This window comes from Pantoea sp. SIMBA_079, assembly GCF_046940275.1.
Classification (GTDB): Bacteria; Pseudomonadota; Gammaproteobacteria; order Enterobacterales; family Enterobacteriaceae; genus Pantoea; species Pantoea borealis.
The window spans coordinates 1-14,079 of sequence record NZ_JAWRYR010000014.1 but is presented as its reverse complement, the minus strand read 5'-3'; the positions used below and the strand labels follow the sequence as shown (position 1 = coordinate 14,079).

The 14,079-nt window shown below is 54.2% G+C and carries 14 protein-coding genes; 10 read left to right on the top strand and 4 right to left on the bottom strand.

What is annotated here, in order from left to right:
- Positions 1–3 precede the first annotated feature (3 nt).
- Entirely contained in the window at positions 4–564 is a 561-nt protein-coding gene (gene ssb1 / locus SB719_RS15995) for a single-stranded DNA-binding protein SSB1 (protein WP_065650347.1), read from the top strand.
- Positions 565–1,785: 1,221 nt separating this feature from the next.
- Here the strand turns inward: ssb1 and SB719_RS15990 are convergent.
- Positions 1,786–2,181 carry a transposase gene (locus tag SB719_RS15990; RefSeq protein WP_039382017.1) on the bottom strand — a complete coding sequence of 132 codons (396 nt, stop codon included), beginning with the start codon at positions 2,179–2,181 and terminating at the stop codon, positions 1,786–1,788.
- Positions 2,182–2,708: 527 nt separating this feature from the next.
- Between SB719_RS15990 and SB719_RS15985 the strand changes: the two genes are divergently transcribed.
- Both SB719_RS15985 and SB719_RS15980 read left to right on the top strand, forming a co-directional pair.
- On the top strand, positions 2,709–3,965 hold the full coding sequence (locus SB719_RS15985) for a polysaccharide biosynthesis C-terminal domain-containing protein (RefSeq protein ID WP_039382019.1): 1,257 nt from the start codon (positions 2,709–2,711) through the stop codon (positions 3,963–3,965).
- 8 nt (positions 3,966–3,973) lie between these two features.
- A complete protein-coding gene (locus tag SB719_RS15980) occupies positions 3,974–4,924 on the top strand; it encodes an ATP-grasp fold amidoligase family protein (RefSeq protein WP_065650346.1) in 951 nt (316 codons plus the stop codon).
- A 52-nt stretch (positions 4,925–4,976) separates the two neighbouring features.
- On the opposite strand, the gene SB719_RS15975 is transcribed toward SB719_RS15980, so the two are convergent.
- The gene (locus tag SB719_RS15975) at positions 4,977–5,258 is read right to left on the bottom strand and encodes a YjcB family protein (RefSeq protein ID WP_065650345.1); all 282 of its coding nucleotides are present in this window, start codon (positions 5,256–5,258) and stop codon (positions 4,977–4,979) included.
- Positions 5,259–5,478: 220 nt separating this feature from the next.
- The gene (gene soxS / locus SB719_RS15970; RefSeq protein WP_065650344.1) at positions 5,479–5,907 is read right to left on the bottom strand and encodes a superoxide response transcriptional regulator SoxS; all 429 of its coding nucleotides are present in this window, start codon (positions 5,905–5,907) and stop codon (positions 5,479–5,481) included.
- 96 nt (positions 5,908–6,003) lie between these two features.
- Here soxS and soxR point away from each other — a divergent pair, with 96 nt between their 5' ends.
- The 4 genes from soxR (at position 6,004) to SB719_RS15950 (ending at position 11,075) form a co-directional block, all read left to right on the top strand.
- On the top strand, positions 6,004–6,483 hold the full coding sequence (gene soxR, locus SB719_RS15965; protein ID WP_065650343.1) for a redox-sensitive transcriptional activator SoxR: 480 nt from the start codon (positions 6,004–6,006) through the stop codon (positions 6,481–6,483).
- A 43-nt stretch (positions 6,484–6,526) separates the two neighbouring features.
- Positions 6,527–7,192 (top strand): glutathione S-transferase family protein, encoded by a 666-nt coding sequence (locus SB719_RS15960; RefSeq protein WP_304235044.1) that lies wholly within the window; start codon positions 6,527–6,529, stop codon positions 7,190–7,192.
- Between the two features lie 742 nt (positions 7,193–7,934).
- The gene (locus tag SB719_RS15955) at positions 7,935–9,284 is read left to right on the top strand and encodes an NCS2 family permease (RefSeq protein WP_304235046.1); all 1,350 of its coding nucleotides are present in this window, start codon (positions 7,935–7,937) and stop codon (positions 9,282–9,284) included.
- Positions 9,285–9,425: 141 nt separating this feature from the next.
- Positions 9,426–11,075, top strand: coding sequence for a Na+/H+ antiporter (locus SB719_RS15950; RefSeq protein WP_065650341.1), 1,650 nt, complete (start codon positions 9,426–9,428; stop codon positions 11,073–11,075).
- Between the two features lie 23 nt (positions 11,076–11,098).
- Here SB719_RS15950 and SB719_RS15945 read toward each other — a convergent pair whose 3' ends face one another.
- Complete coding sequence (locus SB719_RS15945) at positions 11,099–12,001, bottom strand: LysR family transcriptional regulator (protein ID WP_065650340.1); 903 nt, start codon at positions 11,999–12,001, stop codon at positions 11,099–11,101.
- A 102-nt stretch (positions 12,002–12,103) separates the two neighbouring features.
- On the opposite strand from SB719_RS15945, the gene SB719_RS15940 reads away from it, so the two are divergent.
- The 3 genes from SB719_RS15940 to SB719_RS15930 all read left to right on the top strand — a co-directional run bounded on the left by SB719_RS15940 (position 12,104) and on the right by SB719_RS15930 (position 13,890).
- The gene (locus SB719_RS15940) at positions 12,104–12,526 is read left to right on the top strand and encodes a CidA/LrgA family protein (protein WP_412159407.1); all 423 of its coding nucleotides are present in this window, start codon (positions 12,104–12,106) and stop codon (positions 12,524–12,526) included.
- Entirely contained in the window at positions 12,519–13,214 is a 696-nt protein-coding gene (locus SB719_RS15935; RefSeq protein ID WP_412159406.1) for an LrgB family protein, read from the top strand. Before SB719_RS15940 ends, SB719_RS15935 begins: the two co-directional genes overlap by 8 nt.
- Positions 13,215–13,344: 130 nt before the next feature.
- Positions 13,345–13,890, top strand: a complete 546-nt coding sequence (locus SB719_RS15930) for a YfaZ family outer membrane protein (RefSeq protein WP_039382044.1) — start codon at positions 13,345–13,347, stop codon at positions 13,888–13,890.
- Positions 13,891–14,079: the final 189 nt, after the last annotated feature.

Sequence of the window (14,079 nt, the reverse complement as noted above, 5' to 3'; positions counted from 1 at the left end):
AACATGGCCAGTCGTGGCGTAAACAAAGTGATTCTTGTCGGGAATCTGGGTCAGGATCCGGAAGTGCGTTTCATGCCAAACGGTGGCGCTGTAGCCAACTTCACGCTGGCCACGTCTGAAAGCTGGCGTGACAAGCAGACCGGTGAAAACAAAGAGAACACCGAATGGCACCGCGTTGTGCTGTTTGGCAAACTGGCTGAAGTGGCCGGTGAATATCTGCGTAAAGGCTCACAGGTCTATATTGAAGGTCAGCTGCGTACGCGTAAGTGGCAGGATCAGAGCGGCCAGGAAAAATATACCACTGAGGTTGTTGTCAACGTAGGCGGCACCATGCAGATGCTGGGTGGACGCCAGCAGGGCGGTGCCAATGCAGGTGGCGCACCGATGGGCGGCCAGAGCAGCGGCGGAAATAACAACGGCTGGGGTCAGCCACAGCAGCCGCAACAGCAGCAGTCTCAGGGCGGCAATCAGTTCAGCGGTGGCGCGCAGCAGCGTCCACAGCAGCAGAGCGCACCGGCGAACAACGAACCGCCAATGGATTTCGACGACGATATCCCGTTCTGATCCCCTGTTGCGTTAAAAAAGCCTCGCCTGCGAGGCTTTTTTTTTGATGGCCTGCTGCGATTCTGGCGCGCGGTGCGGTTACCCGGCCTGAAAGTCTTTGTAGCTTAACAACGCTGATCGTTTATCCCGCCACCTGCGGGTCAGCCTGGTTTGTTATCTCTGCGGGATCACCTGTCAGCGGTTGGCTCTTTTATACACCTAACACTGTGCCAGATGTGGCCCGTTTATCAGTATGCTGTTACCGGCTTTCGCTGACGCCGCTCGCCTGCCTGTTTACGTATTCCGCTTTATCCTCATGCCACTGCCGGTGACGTAACGGCCCGCGTTAATGTGCAGCGTTATACCGGCGTTTTTAAGAATTTAGCCCACCCGCTTTTGCCTGACTTATCCGCCTTTTCGCCTGCGTATTCGCCGCTATATGCTCCTGAGCGGGCAGACAGGCTGTGTTTTAATCACCTTTTGACATAACGCTATGCTGCTATGGCATGCTCACCCTGGTGACAGATGCATCATGGCGTCTGTTTTTTATACGGAACGGGGGAGTAATTGCATATCAATGAGACGAAACGAGCATAAAAAATGGCTAAAACTGCTCTTCTGCCCCTGGTTTTAATCAGAGAATGGTCCTGTTTATCCGGAAGTAAAACCATCCAGCTCTCAAGCAGGGGCACTTTGGTTAAGAATGATCCCGGTCACATTCCACAGAAAAATATTAAAACTGACGACAAATAACCGAATGTTATTTACCAGTGATAGCGCTTTTTACACCGTATAGTTTAAAGCTCATTACGTTTTTTCGCGGGAAAATTCCTGGAGATATTAAATCACAAATTGATTATTACCGACGCTGCACTGATTTTTAAGCGCAGCCGTCAGGGCCAGGATAAATGAGAGTGCAAAAGTGGTACGGCAGGGAAGGATCTTTAGCCAGGCTAATTAAACATCGGTGCGATTTAGCGTCATTAACAGCATTGTTAATGTAATAAACGAAGCGCCAATCTCACCGCAATGAGATTGGCCAACGTCTAACTGGCTTATACTACAAGACTTTTGCTGGTGTGAATCAATTTTACCGCAAAAAAAGAAGCATTTCCCTGATAGTAACCATCAGGAAAAAATGGTGCGAATTGTTATATTGTGAACGCCGAATTAAATGATCTTCATCTCTTCTGGTAAGAACAAATCTCAGCATTTAGTCAAATAACAGCGGCCTTGCATCTATTAGCGATTTTCCGATCCTGACGGGTAGTGGTAAACACTGCGGCTAATGTCGAGCAAACGACAGCTGCGGCGGGTTCCAATATCAAAGGTCGTCTGCAAAAAGTTGACTGCCTGACGCTTTTCATTGGTGGTAAAGAAGTTTTTAAGCACGCTCTGCAGCATCTCTTTGTCTGAACTCAACGTTTGCAGCTCACGGGTAAGATTCTGTAGTTTGTCCTCTAACTCTTTGATTTTTCTTCCTTCTTCAGAAGAAAGACCTGAAAATTTCTTCTTCCAGCTGTAGAAGGTAGCCTCTGAAATGCCGAGCTCTTCACAAATCTCCCTGACTTTTACTCCTGTTTCAGAAGCTTTAATGGCATTTGTGATTTGCTCTTCGCTATATCGTGACTTTCTCATAAATGCTCTTACCTTTCTTATCAATTAGTGGATGAGAATTACTGTATTAATATCTGGCACTGCAAAAACGGTATTAATGCAGTATTAAAGTGCGCGATTTGAATTGCGAGGGATAAATTAAGATATTTAGAATAAATATCATCATGGGATAAATCTTATTTTATTATGAATGCCAATGAACATCTTCCTGGCATTGGCTTTTTGATATAGATTCATTCCATCCCAAATGCAGAAAAATACGACAAACATTGGATATTCGGTACAGCTTTCTTGCAAAAAAGAGAGGGCGTGCCAGTAAACTTTTGTCTCGAATTCGGGTTGAAATCGTTTACATCCGCTGAAATTCGCACCAGATTTAATCAGAATTTTCCTGAATTTCTCTTCTAAATCCTGACGCGAGTCTCATTTTTCGGACCAGCCTGGTTTGAAGTTATTAATTTTTGTCAGGCCCACTGAGCGCTTGTTAATTCATTTCAAGGACGTTTTACCGCAAGGCAGTTGCTGTAAGTAATACTAAGGACCAGTCAATGAAATTGAGCGTAATGTCTAATGCCGTCTGGATGATGTCTGAAAAAGTCGTCTCGGTGTTCGGCGTCATCTTTGTCACCTCCTATGTGGCAAAATCGTTTGGCCCGACCATATTTGGCCAGATGGCATTTTCAGCTTCGCTATTCTCCATGGTGCAGACCGTGGCGATTTTCGGTACCGAAACCATCCTGTTCAAGCGCATCAGCAAAAGTGCGCCTAAAGGTCTGCGTCTGATGGCCGTGGCGCGTACCATGCGTCTCGCATTGCTGTTGCTGACCTCCATCCCGGTCTTGATTTGGGTCTGGTACAACATGCAGGAGAATTTTCTCGCCTTTGCGCTGGCCTCATTTATCTCCTCGGTGTTTGTAACGCAGGACACTTTTAGCGTCTACAACAACGCACGGCTCGCTTCGCGGCTCAATACGCTGGCTAACTCAGTGGGACTCCTGCTTGGCTTCGCCCTGAGCTTTACCATCGCATGGCTGCATCTCAATCCGCTGTGGCTGACCGTGTCCATCGTGGCGGTCACGCTGGTGCCTTATCTCATCAAGCGCATCAATTTTTACCGTGAGCATCAGGATATTGCGCCGCCGCAACAGAAACGCACCACCTATCTGCGCTACCTGATGTATGCCGGTTTGCCGCTGGCTATCTCCAGTATTTTTATCTCCGTGCAGGTGAAAGCGGCACAGATGTTTCTGGCCGGTATCGCCTCAGCCCGCGATCTGGGTCTGTTCGCTGCGGCCAATACTATTTCGGCTTCGTGGATTTTTATCCCGGTTGCCATCATCACTTCCTGCTTTTCGGAAATTTTCCGTGAGCGTGGAGCAGCCGCAATCAAACTCACCGCGCGGCTGAACGGCTATGTCATGGGAGTTTCATTGCTGTTATTGGCGGTGATCGCCATGTTTGGCGAGAAGATCATCATCGCGTTATATGGTCACGAGTACACACAATCGGGAAGTCTCGTTACGTTACTGTCGTTAGCAACCTGCTTTTCGGCAATGGGGACCGTAGCTTACCGCTACATGGTCAAAGAGGGCGGGTTTAACTATCTGCTGAAGAAGATCCTCTGCCTGATGGTCATCAGCCTGCCACTCTCATGGTGGCTGATTCAGGGCTACGGCATTATGGGTGCCGCCTGGAGCGTCTTCATCACTGAACTGCTCTCCCTTACCGTAATGAATTACTTCTTTAAAAACGGCGTCATTCAAAAAATTCAGGTTTCCTCACTCAACTACAAAACCTACAAATGAGGTCAGATATGCTCAGGTTGAAAGAAGAACTCAGAAGAAGCGTTCAGTATTTTATCAAGAAGATGCCCTGGGCTACGCAGGATCGCATCTACTACTTCCGTAAATTCCGTAAGCTGCCTAATCTGCGCGAGCCTAAGGTGTTTAACGAGAAGGTGCTGTATCGCAAATTTGTGTATGGCGACTATCAAATCTATGGTCGCCTGTCGGACAAGTATTCAGTACGTGAATACATTGCTGAGAAGGTAGGCAGTGAGTATCTGATCCCGCTGGTCTATGAAACCAGCGATCCGCATTCGCTCCATACGCTGTCGCAGTGGAAGAATACTGTGATCAAGCCTAACCATGGCTCTAACATGGTTGAAATCCTGCTGGAAGAGCCGGATGCGCTGAAGAAGCAGCAGATCATCAGCGACTGTCATCGCTGGCTGAAAACGGATTTCGCTAATGAAGCGCGTGAAATTCACTATCGCTACATTAAGCCGCGTATTCTGGTAGAGCAGTATATCGGTGATGGCAAAAGTGCGCCGATTGACTACAAATTTCACATGTTCAACAAGCGCGATGGCAATTTTGAATATGTGCTGCAGGTGATCTACAACCGCTGCAACCCGCTGTTGTCGATGAACTTTTACGTCAATAATCTGAATGAGGCGTATCACAAGATCCGCGATACCGGCCTGGATGTTGAGCCCATTTTACCGCAGCTGCAGAAGGCGCTGGCGCTGAGTAAGACGCTGGCCAGCGATTTCGACTATGTGCGCGTTGACTGGTATATCCATGGGGAAGAGATCTACTTCGGTGAGCTGACCTTCACGCCGGGTGCCGGGCTGGTAACCGGTCTGGACCGCGGTCTGGACCAGATGATGGGTGATATGTGGATTCAGGATCGTCGCGGTACGAAGAGACCGGGCGTTTCGGTTGCGGAAGTCGGTATTCCCGCCGTGTTGAAGAAAATTTGATCGTACAGCAATATAAAGAACCCCGCGGCGCGGGGTTTTTTATGCGCTCTGTTCAGGGTATTGGCCACTCAGCCGGCGCCTGACTCATCACATCAATAAAAGCCTGTTTGCTAATCTGCATAAAGTTATGCACGTTCTCCATGCTCAGCGTAATCCCCAGCAGGCCGGTCACAAACCAGCAGGACATTCCCACGCCAAGACCGCCGCACAGCAACGCCATAACCGGATGACTCTTTTGCCGCAGTTTTATTTTCATTGAGCTGGCGAGAAACATCAGAACGGCGCTCAGAATACCCCAGCGCATCACCAGTAAGCTGGTTGTTAACGTAGCCATTGAGAAAAAACCCCTTCGAATCAGCGATATCCCTGACATTAACCGGACATCACTGACGGCAAAGAGCGCGTCAGGAAACGCTCTCACGTCATAATAAGTGTGATTTGGATCACATTATATCAGCGAGTTTGAAATTTTGAACAAATTTTGTACCCGTAACTGCCGGGCTGAGGGAGGGGGTGAAGCTGAAGAGGGGGCGCCTGTGTATCAGGCGCACCGATCACCGGACAGGACAACATTCACCGGTGGTACGCTGAGCAAAACTGTTCATTGTGTCGCTGCAGCCAAAGCTTAGCAGGCGAGGTCGCTGTGCAATAGCCTGACGACGCATCGCGTGACGATACGCGGTAGGGGTCTGTGAAAACTGCCGACGAAACACGCGTGAAAAGGTCTGCTGCGAGTCGTAACCATACTGCATAGCGATATCAAAAACCGGCCGCTGCGTCTGAAGCAGCGCTTCTGCCGCCATTGTCAGACGCCGTTCACGAATATAGCCACCCAGCGTCTGTTTCGTCACGGTACGGAACATACGCTGCAGATGCCATTTTGAGTAACCCGATTTTGCCGCCACATCATCAATTGACAGTGCTTTATCCAGATTCTGATCGATCCAGTTAGTCAGTGAATGAATGATTTCCTGTTGCATCATAGCCTCATCCTTCTGAAAGGGTGTCACCCGGTGAGAAATTCGTACTTTTGATGGTGAGCGAGTATAGTTCCTCAAGTTAACTTGAGGTAAAGGCTGATGGTAAAAAAAGAGCGTAACTATCCAAAGCCGGTGCTGACGCCGGGGGAAGTGGCGAAACGTAGCGGCGTAGCGGTCTCGGCACTGCACTTTTATGAAACCAAAGGGTTGATCTCCAGCACCCGTAACAGCGGCAATCAGCGACGCTACAGCCGTGACGTACTGCGCCGCGTGGCGATCATTAAAATTGCGCAGCGTATCGGTATTCCACTGGCGACGGTAGGTGAGAGCCTGATGCATGTGCCGGCGAATAAACGTATGTCAACGCAGGAGTGGGATGCGCTGACACAGCACTGGCGTGAGGAGCTGGATAAGCGCATTGAGACGCTGACGCGGCTGCGGAACGATCTGGATGGATGTATTGGCTGTGGCTGTTTGTCGATGCGTGACTGTCCGTTACGTAACCCCGGCGACCGGCTGGCACAGCAGGGCTCAGGCGCCGTGCTGCTTGACCCGGAGCAGGATGAGCAGGGGCGTTAATCCGCTATACTGGTGCGATACCTTTATCAGCAAGGAGCTGTATATGATCACTGTTCATCATCTGGAAAACTCCCGTTCACATCGTGTGTTATGGCTGCTGGAAGAGCTGGCGGTACCGTATCAGATCAAACGTTATCAGCGGGAAAATACGATGCTGGCCCCTGACGAGCTGAAGAAGGTACATCCGCTGGGTAAATCACCGGTGATAACCGATGGCAACCGCGTCATTGCCGAGTCCGGTGCCATTCTGGAGTATCTGCAGCTGAAATATGACAGCGAGCAGCAGCTGACGCTAAGCAATGAAGATGAACAGATTCAGGGGCGCTACTGGCTGCATTACGCCGAGGGCTCGCTGATGCCGCTGCTGATCATCAAACTGGTCTTTGCTCAGCTAAGCAAAAAACCGGTGCCCTGGCTGCTGCGCCCAATCGGTCGCGCCATGAGTAAAGGTCTTGAGAAGGCCTGGCTGAATAAGCAGCTGGCATTGCATACCCGCGTGATTGAACAGCACTTAAGCCAGCACCCTTTTTTTGCCGGCCCGCGTTTTAGCATCGCTGATGTTCAGATGAGTTTTCCGCTGCTGGCGCTGCAGATGCGCGGCGGCCTGCACAATCTGCCTGCCACCACCCGCTGGCTGGAGGAGATGCAGCAGCGCGCCGGCTGGCAGCGGGCGCTGAAGCAGGGCGGCCCGATTAAGTTCAGCGACTGAGGGCGTCCCGGAATCCAATAACCGCGTGGGGCAGAGCGCCATGAATGGCACCCCTACAAAACCGCATGCGGCCCAAATCCGATAACCGCGTGGGCCATGGTGCCGGTGCCGCCGCAGGGAGCGTATTAATGCGCCCCGGAATCCGATAACCGTGGGGCAGAGCGCCATAAATGGCGCCCCTACAAAAAACCGTATGCGCCCGGGTCCAATAACCGTGGACCAGGGCGCCATTAATGGCGCCCCTACAAAAACCGTATGCGCCCCGGAATCCGATAACCGTGGACCAGGGCGCCATTAATGGCGCCCCTACAAAACCGCATGCGGCCGGATCCGATAACCGTGGACCAGGGCGCCATTAATGGCGCCCCTACAAAAACCGTATGCGCCCCGGAATCCGATAACCGCGGGCCAGGGCGCCATGAATGGCGCCCCTACAAAACCGCATGCGGCCCGAATCCGATAACCGCGTGGGCCAGGGTGCCGATGCCGCCGCAGGGGGCGCATTCATGCGCCCCGGATCGCTCTGTGGTGTCGTTTAATCCTGTCCGGCGACGATTAACAGTTGAAAATAGCACCCCAAACGCCAGATAATCGCCTGCCTTTTTATCTCTCCCTCTTTGACGGGAAGTACATAGCTGCGTAATCGTTTGCGCCTCTTTTCTCTTTGAGAAATCCCCACCAGGGTGATGCGTAAGCAGCAGCTGTGCGGCGACTTACATCTAAAATATGCAGAGGAATAATTATGTCTGGCGACTCACGCCCGGCCAGTGGAAAACTGGACGCCTGGTTCCACATTTCAGCACGCGGCAGTAACGTGCGTCAGGAAGTGCTGGCGGGGCTCACCACCTTCCTGGCGATGGTCTACTCGGTTATTGTGGTGCCGGGCATGCTTGGTAAAGCGGGTTTTTCCCCGACGGCAGTGTTCGTTGCCACCTGCCTGGTCGCCGGTTTTGGCTCTCTTTTAATGGGATTGTGGGCCAATCTGCCGCTGGCTATCGGCTGTGCTATTTCACTTACCGCCTTCACTGCATTCAGCCTGGTGCTTGGGCAGCATATCAGCGTGCCGGTAGCGCTGGGTGCCGTATTCCTGATGGGATTACTGTTCACGTTTATCTCGGTGACCGGTATCCGCGCCTGGATCCTGCGAAACCTGCCAATGGGCGTGGCGCACGGTACCGGCGTAGGGATTGGCCTGTTCTTACTGCTGATTGCGGCAGACGGTATTGGCCTGGTGGTGAAAAATCCGGCCGCAGGCCTGCCGGTGGCGCTGGGCGACTTCACCGCGTTCCCGGTCATCATGTCGCTGGTGGGTCTGGCAGCAATCTTTGGTCTGGAAAAACGCCGCGTACCCGGCGGGATCCTGCTGACTATACTGGCTATCTCTCTCATCGGGCTTGTGTTTGATCCAGCCGTGACCTGGCAGGGGCTGTTTGCGCTGCCGAGCCTGAAAGATGCCAGCGGCCAGTCAGCGATGTTCAGTCTCGATATCGCGGGCGCACTGCAGCCGACCGTACTGCCCAGCGTGCTGGCGCTGGTCATGACGGCGGTATTCGATGCGACCGGTACCATTCGTGCGGTCGCCGGGCAGGCTAATCTGCTGGATAAAGAAGGGCAGATCCTCAACGGCGGCCGGGCGCTGACCAGCGACTCGCTTAGCAGCCTGTTTGCGGGTCTGGTGGGTGCGTCTCCGGCAGCGGTCTATATTGAATCAGCAGCCGGTACGGCAGCGGGTGGCAAAACCGGCTTAACCGCTATCGTCGTAGGCATACTCTTTCTGCTGATGCTGTTCATGTCGCCGCTTGCCGGTCTGGTGCCCGCCTATGCGACCGCGCCGGCGCTGATGTATGTTGGGCTATTAATGCTCAGCAACGTGGCAAAAATTGATTTCAGCGATTTCGTTGACGCCATGTCAGGCCTGCTGACCGCGGTGTTTATCGTGCTGACCTGTAACATTGTGACCGGCATTATGCTGGGCTTTGCCTCGCTGGTGATTGGCCGTCTGTTTGCCGGGGAGTGGCGCAAACTCAACGTGGGGACGATAGCGATCGCTGTTGCCCTGGTCACATTCTACGCTGCAGGCTGGGCTATCTGACCAGAGGTTCCGGTCATTTCCGGATAATCCCCTGACTTTGCCAGCGCCGCACATCGGGTCCCCCTGTGTGCGGCGTTTTGTTTTACACTTTTTAGCGTAACAACCCTCGCTTTTAACCATTTCGATTCGCCTAAGGTAAGCATGGAAATCTTTTTTACTATTCTCATTATGACGCTGGTGGTATCACTCTCCGGCGTCGCGGCAAGAATCCTGCCGTTTCAAATTCCGCTGCCGCTGGTGCAGATCGCGGCGGGTGCCTTACTGGCCTGGCCCACGTTTGGTCTGCATGTTGACTTCGATCCGGAACTCTTTCTGGTGCTGTTTATCCCGCCGCTGCTGTTTGCGGACGGCTGGAAGACGCCTATCAATGAGTTTCTGAGCCATGGCCGCGAAATCCTCGGGCTGGCGCTGGTGCTGGTGCTGATCACCGTGGTCGGTATCGGCTACCTGATCTACTGGCTGGTGCCGGGGATTCCGTTAATTCCGGCTTTTGCGCTGGCGGCCGTGCTGTCGCCGACCGATGCCGTTGCGCTGTCGGGTATCGTTGGCGAAGGGCGCATTCCAAAGAAAATCATGTCGATTGTGCAGGGTGAGGCGCTGATGAACGACGCCTCTGGCCTGGTATCGCTGAAGTTTGCGGTCGCCGTAGCCATGGGCACCATGGTCTTTACCTGGGGCGGTGCCAGCGTTGAGTTTCTCAAAGTCGCCATCGGCGGGCTGATTGCGGGTGTCGCTGTGTGCTGGCTCTATGGCCGCTCGCTGCGCCTGCTGAGTCGCTGGAGCGGGGACGATCCGGCCACGCAGACCGTGCTGCTGCTGCTGCTGCCGTTTGCCTCCTACCTGATTGCCGAACACCTTGGCGTCTCCGGTATTCTTGCCGCCGTGGCAGCCGGTATGACTATTACCCGCTCCGGTATTATTCGTCAGGCTCCGCTGGCCATGCGCCTGCGTGCAAACAGCGTCTGGCAGATGCTGGAGTTTGTTTTCAACGGCATGGTATTCCTGATGCTCGGCCTGCAGCTGCCCGATATCCTGTCAACATCCATTGAGCAGGCGAATGCCGATCCCAACGTCGAGCTGTGGATGCTGTTTACCGATGTGGCGCTGGTGTATGCGGCACTGATGATTGTGCGTTTTAGCTGGCTCTGGATCATGCAGCGCGCCAGTATGCGTCTGCTGAAGAAGAAACCGCTGGAGTTCTCTAACTACTCGCTGCGCGAGTTGCTGATTGCCTCTTTTGCGGGCGTACGCGGGGCGATTACGCTGGCGGGTGTGCTCTCGATTCCGCTGTTTCTCAGCAATGGCGATCCGTTCCCGGCGCGTTATGAACTGGTGTTTATCGCTACCGGCGTGATCCTTTTCTCGCTGTTTGTCGGCGTGATCCTGCTGCCTCTGCTGCTGCGCGGTATCGACAGCCATGATAAAGCAGGCCACCGTCATGAGCTGCAGCATGCGCGTGCCGCCATGGCGGGCGTGGCGATCGAAAGCCTGCATAAGATGGAACAGCGGCTGGAGAATGATACCGAAGAGAATATCGATCCGGAGCTGCTTAAAGAGGTCAGCCTGCGGGTAATTGGTAATCTGCGCCGCCGCGTGGATGGCAAGAATGACGTGGATCAGGCGCTGTTTGCTGAGAACCTGGAGCGTCGTTTCCGTCTGACCGCGCTGCGCGCCGAGCGTGCGGAAGTGTATCACCTGCGCGCGACGCAGCAGATTTCCAATGAAACGATGCAGCGCCTGCTGCGCGATCTCGATCTGCTGGAAGCGCTGCTGATTGAGAAAGAGGCGTAACCTCTTCAGAATGCCGCCGCGTCTCACATCTGCAGACGCGGCGCATCATCCGGCCAGTGTGTGCGACAGCAGCTGATCCAGGCTTCCGCACTGCGTGAGAGATAACTGCCTTCCCGCCAGATCAATCCGATACGCCACTCCAGCGCTGACGCCAGCGGCAGCCACGCCAGCGACTGCGGGTCCAGCCGCTGACAGATAGGTTCCGGCAGTACGGCGACGCCCATCCCTGCCTGCACCATCGCTGCCAGGAAATCCCACTGACCACTGCGCAGCGCAATCTGCGGCGTTACGCCTTCACGCTGAAACGCCTGCATCAGCTGCCGGTTCAGGGCAAACTCTTCATTCAGGATCAGCAGCGGATGCCGGGCCAGCTCTGCCAGCGTCAGGTGCGAACGGGCGTGCCAGGCCGCACTGCGCGACACCAGCACGCAAAGCGGATGGCGCATCAGCTCCAGCGTGTTAAGCGGTAAATCCGGCTCAACCGGCAGCGCGGTAAGTGCAATATCCAGCGCGCCGCTCAGCACTGCCTGCTGTGCGGTCAGCCCGCCTGACTCTGCAATATGCAGCTGCACGCCCGGATAGCGGCGCTGAAAGGCTGAAATAGAGCCGGCGATCTGCATGCCCACCATGGGCGGAATGCCCAGGCGCAGCTCACCGGTTTTCAGCTGATTGATATCACCAATCTGCGCTTCCAGCTGATGAAACTCCTGCAGGATCGCAAGTCCGCGCTGATAGACCGCCTGACCGCTGTCGGTCAGATGCAGCCGGCGTCCCTCCCGCCGCAGCAGCGCACAACCCAGCTCCTCTTCCAGCTGACGCACCATTTTGCTGATGGTGGGCTGCGTAACATAAAGCTGTTCAGCTGCACGGGTAAAACTCTGCTGCTGTATCACAGCCACAAAGTAACGCAGAGCGCGTATATCCATAATCATTCCTTAATGGCATAGTCCGGATGATTTTAATTCATTTCTTTCACGGTTAGCGGCAGATTTATACTGCGTTTCTCACCTTAATTACCGGAGATCGCTATGGCTGTCGCCACTCACCCGCGCCCCCGCCTGCTGCAGCGCCTGATGCTGCCGCTGCAGCTGCTGCTTTATATCGGGCTGTTCAGCGCCTGTGATGCCCTGGTGCGGTGGCTGCACCTGCCGCTGCCGGCAAACGTACTCGGCATGGTCGTGCTGCTGTTATTGATCGTTTTACGCGTGTTGCCGCTGGACTGGGTCCGTGCCGGGGCAAACTGGCTGCTGGCTGAAATGCTGCTGTTTTTTATTCCGGCGGTAGTGGCCGTAGTGAATTACAGCGATCTGCTGCGCAGTGAGGGATGGCGTATTTTTGTTGTGATCGCGATAAGCACGCTGCTGGTGCTGGCGGTTACGTCGCTGGTGGTCGATCGTCTCTACCGGTTTGAAACGGCGCGGGCAGCACGCGGGCAGGACAGGTATGAGTAATGCCATCATCAGCCTGCTCTGTCTGGCGCTCACCCTGCTGGTGTATTACCTCAATAAGTATCTTTACCGGCGCTGGCGGCGGCTGATGCTGATGCCGCTGGTGCTGACGCCGCTGGTGCTGGTCGGCTTGCTGCTCATCACCCACGTCAGCTGGCAAAACTATATTGCGGAGAGCCACTGGCTGCTCTGGCTGCTGGGCCCGGCCACGCTGGCGTTTGCCGTGCCGGTGTATGAAAACATGGCGCTTATCCGGCGTCACTGGCTGTCGCTGAGTGCCGGCGTACTGACCGCAACCACGGTTGCCGTCTGCAGCTCAGTGTGGCTGGCGCGTCTGCTGGCGCTGCCGGAGAGTATTCAGCGCAGCCTGGCGGTGCGTTCGGTTACCACGCCGTTTGCGCTGGCCGCAGCCGGTCCGATGGGCGGACAACCCGATCTGGTCGCGCTGTTTGTGGTGATCACTGGCGTATTTGGCATGGCTACAGGGGATATTCTTTTTCTGCGTATCGCCATAAAACAGGGCGTGGCAAAAGGCGCCGGGCTGGGCGCGGCTTCTCACGGTGCCGGAACGGCCCGCGCTTACCAGATTGGTCAGCAGGAGGGCGTGGTTTCCAGCCTGGTGATGATGCTTTCCGGTGTGGTAACGGTTCTGCTGGTGCCGCTTATGAGCCATCTGCTGTGGCACGCCTGACACGTTTATTAATAAAACGTTCCCGCTGTAATTTAATTTTACGTAAAGGTTTCCAATAAAAGTTGTGTCTGACGACTATGCTAACTACTCTTTGCGCCGACTTATTTTTTCCTTCATGGAGTGGATTAGCATGATCAAGCAACTTGTTACCGGAAGCGTTTTGGGCCTTGCACTGCTGAGCGGTAGCGTACAGGCAATTGAGGGCAGTGTTGACGTGGGTGAGCATAGCACCAACCTGAACCTTGGCCTCGGTACCACCTCTCCGGGTCTGTTTCTGAAAGGTAACTGGCTGCGCAGCGACCATGACGGCAGCACTTACGGTGCAGGTCTGGGCTATAACATCGATGTGGGCGATCTGCGCGTCGCGCCAACGGCAAAAGCGCTGTTTACGCATCCGGAAGATGGCCGTGATGGTTTCACCATCGCCGTAGGTGCAGGCGCACAATACAGCTTCAACAGCATGTGGGGTCTGTATGGTGAATATTACTACGCACCGGAAGCGTTTTCCGATCGTCTGGACAGCTATCAGGAAGCGTCAGGCGGCCTGAGCTTTACGCCAGTTTCACTGCTGAACCTGCGCGTGGGCTACCAGTATATTGAGCTGAACAACAAAGGCAGCCGTAAAGATAACGTGCTGGTAGATGGCCCATACGTCGGTGCATCACTGCGCTTCTGATCTGCCGCTGCAAACCAGGGGCGCATAAATGCGCCCCCTACGTTACCCCCCACACGGGCGTCATTAATGACGCCCGTGTTGATTCCCGCACCGCATCCGATGACGTCATTATTGACGCCCTGGCCGATGCCCGCCCGTGATTGAATGACGCCGTTCATGACGATGGATACCGTGCGCGCAATAAACCAG

Bases quoted from the DNA above. Each gene is read 5' to 3' on its own strand.
- ssb1 (WP_065650347.1), top strand. From the start codon at position 4: ATGGCCAGTCGTGGCGTAAACAAAGTGATTCTTGTCGGGAATCTGGGT.
- SB719_RS15990 (WP_039382017.1), bottom strand. From the start codon at position 2,181: ATGAGAAAGTCACGATATAGCGAAGAGCAAATCACAAATGCCATTAAA.
- SB719_RS15985 (WP_039382019.1), top strand. From the start codon at position 2,709: ATGAAATTGAGCGTAATGTCTAATGCCGTCTGGATGATGTCTGAAAAA.
- SB719_RS15980 (WP_065650346.1), top strand. From the start codon at position 3,974: ATGCTCAGGTTGAAAGAAGAACTCAGAAGAAGCGTTCAGTATTTTATC.
- SB719_RS15975 (WP_065650345.1), bottom strand. From the start codon at position 5,258: ATGGCTACGTTAACAACCAGCTTACTGGTGATGCGCTGGGGTATTCTG.
- soxS (WP_065650344.1), bottom strand. From the start codon at position 5,907: ATGATGCAACAGGAAATCATTCATTCACTGACTAACTGGATCGATCAG.
- soxR (WP_065650343.1), top strand. From the start codon at position 6,004: ATGGTAAAAAAAGAGCGTAACTATCCAAAGCCGGTGCTGACGCCGGGG.
- SB719_RS15960 (WP_304235044.1), top strand. From the start codon at position 6,527: ATGATCACTGTTCATCATCTGGAAAACTCCCGTTCACATCGTGTGTTA.
- SB719_RS15955 (WP_304235046.1), top strand. From the start codon at position 7,935: ATGTCTGGCGACTCACGCCCGGCCAGTGGAAAACTGGACGCCTGGTTC.
- SB719_RS15950 (WP_065650341.1), top strand. From the start codon at position 9,426: ATGGAAATCTTTTTTACTATTCTCATTATGACGCTGGTGGTATCACTC.
- SB719_RS15945 (WP_065650340.1), bottom strand. From the start codon at position 12,001: ATGGATATACGCGCTCTGCGTTACTTTGTGGCTGTGATACAGCAGCAG.
- SB719_RS15940 (WP_412159407.1), top strand. From the start codon at position 12,104: ATGGCTGTCGCCACTCACCCGCGCCCCCGCCTGCTGCAGCGCCTGATG.
- SB719_RS15935 (WP_412159406.1), top strand. From the start codon at position 12,519: ATGAGTAATGCCATCATCAGCCTGCTCTGTCTGGCGCTCACCCTGCTG.
- SB719_RS15930 (WP_039382044.1), top strand. From the start codon at position 13,345: ATGATCAAGCAACTTGTTACCGGAAGCGTTTTGGGCCTTGCACTGCTG.